The sequence below is a fragment of the Roseateles sp. FW305-36 genome, assembly GCF_058787015.1.
The window spans coordinates 1-1971 of sequence record NZ_JBYSZK010000043.1 but is presented as its reverse complement, the minus strand read 5'-3'; the positions used below and the strand labels follow the sequence as shown (position 1 = coordinate 1971).

The 1971-nt window shown below is 61.4% G+C and carries 2 protein-coding genes; both read right to left on the bottom strand.

Features of this window, described 5'->3' with window-relative positions; genetic code table 11:
* On the bottom strand, positions 1-338 hold a 338-nt coding region (locus AC3WOE_RS30445), incomplete at its 3' end, for a hypothetical protein (protein WP_492696287.1).
* On the bottom strand, positions 335-1971 hold a 1637-nt coding region (locus AC3WOE_RS30440), incomplete at its 5' end, for a non-ribosomal peptide synthetase (RefSeq protein ID WP_492696285.1). The genes AC3WOE_RS30440 and AC3WOE_RS30445, both read right to left, overlap by 4 nt.

Sequence of the window (1971 nt, the reverse complement as noted above, 5' to 3'; positions counted from 1 at the left end):
AGCGGGTAGATGTCCTGGACGTTGGCAACTCCACCTGGCACTTGAGACATCAACTGATCGATCTGCGCCTGCGTGAGCTCGACCAGCGGCAACAGCTCCGGCGTCACCCGCTGGCAGTCCACAGGAATCAGATTGGGTGGAGCACCGAAGGACGAAACGCCATGGTCTGGAGAAGACAGGATTTCCAATAGAGCGGGCTTGAAACTCCGAATCTGCTGCAAGAGATGCTCGTCATTCAAATGACTTTCATCCCCCGCAAGGACTAGATCGCCATCTTCAATCGAAACGCTAATCTTTAGCGCCTTCAAACGTGCCAGCAATGCGCTCTCGTTCGTCATACTCGTACCGTCTTGGTCTTGATCGTTGAGGTCGCCAGCGTGGCCAGGGTATTGCCGACAAAAAGATCCCTGACATCCACCTGCAGACCAGCGGCGCGCAGCCGTGCCATGGCCGTGACCGCCAGCAGCGAGTGCCCACCGAGCTTGAAGAAGTCGTCCTGGCGCCCGACGCGCTCCACCTTGAGCACTTGTGCCCAGATGGCCGCGATGGCCTCTTCGATGGGGCCCTGGGGCGCCTCGTAGCTGCTGCGTGCGTACGCCTCGTCGTCGGGCGCGGGTAGCGCCTTGCGGTCCAGCTTGCCGTTGGGCGTCAACGGCAGGCTCTGCAGCCGCACGAAGGCCGCAGGCACCATGTACTCCGGCAGCCCCGCTTGCAGCTCCGAGCGGATCGCCTCCAGATCCAGCGCCGCGTCTTCTTGCGCCGTGACGTAGCCCACCAGCTGCTTGTGGCCATCGCCTTGCTCACGCGCCAGCACCACCGCTTCGCGCACCCCGGCACACTGCCCCAGCTTCGCCTCGATCTCTCCGAGCTCGATGCGGAACCCTCGGATCTTGACCTGGAAGTCATTGCGACCCAGGTACTCGATGGCCCCGTCGGCGCGGTAGCGCCCCAGGTCCCCGGTCTTGTACATCCGTGCCCCAGCCTTGGCACTGAACGGGTCCACCAAGAAGCGCTCGGCCGTCAGCTCGGGACGGTTGAGGTACCCCCGCGCCACACCCGCTCCTCCGATGTAGATCTCTCCCACCGCTCCCAGCGGCACCGGCTGACGGTGCTCGTCCAGCAGGTAGATCTGCGTGTTGGCGATCGGCCGGCCAATGCTGCGATCAAAGCCCAAGTCGCGCGACATGCAAACCCAGGTGCTGTAGGTCGTGGTCTCAGAGGGGCCATAGAGATTGGAAACCTGAGAGACAGTCGTCAGTGAAAAGATCTGCTCCACCAGCGACTGTTTGAGCGGCTCGCCTGCCAGATTGACGCTGTTAACCGTCCCAGGTACTCGCCGCAAATCCACCAGGGTCTGCATGGTTGAAGGTACGGTATTGACAAGAGTCAGCGGCGACTCAGGCCGAACATCGTGAAGGACGTCTACGCTGAGAACGACGGAAGCCCCAACGCTCAAAGCTCCATGGAGTTCAAAAACATGCAGATCGAAATTGATTGAAGTTGCAAATAAAGTGTTCTGAAGCTGCTCTTCTGAAAAACTAGAACGAGTCCAGCGCAGAAAATTGCTCGCGTTGGAGTGCTCGATCAACGTGCCCTTGGGCATGCCCGTCGAGCCGGAGGTGTAGATCACATACGCCAGGTGCTTCGCGCTCAGCCCCAGTTCGCGCGCGTCAGGGTTGCGCCGCTCAGCTTCTGAGCCTGTCCAGACTTGTGCATCGGCGTCCAACCGCACGACAACAAGCTCAGCCTGAGCCTGCACCAGCCGCTCCAGCAGCCGCTCATCCACTTGTGCATGGCTCAGGATTGCCTTCGGTGCGCTGTCCTGCACCATGTACACCAGCCGCTCCTGCGGGTAGCTCGGGTCCAGCGGCACATACGCCGCTCCCGATTTCAGAATCCCCACCAGCCCCACCACCATCTCCAGGCTGCGCTCCACACAGATCGCCACCCGGTCGTCCGGCCTCACCCCCA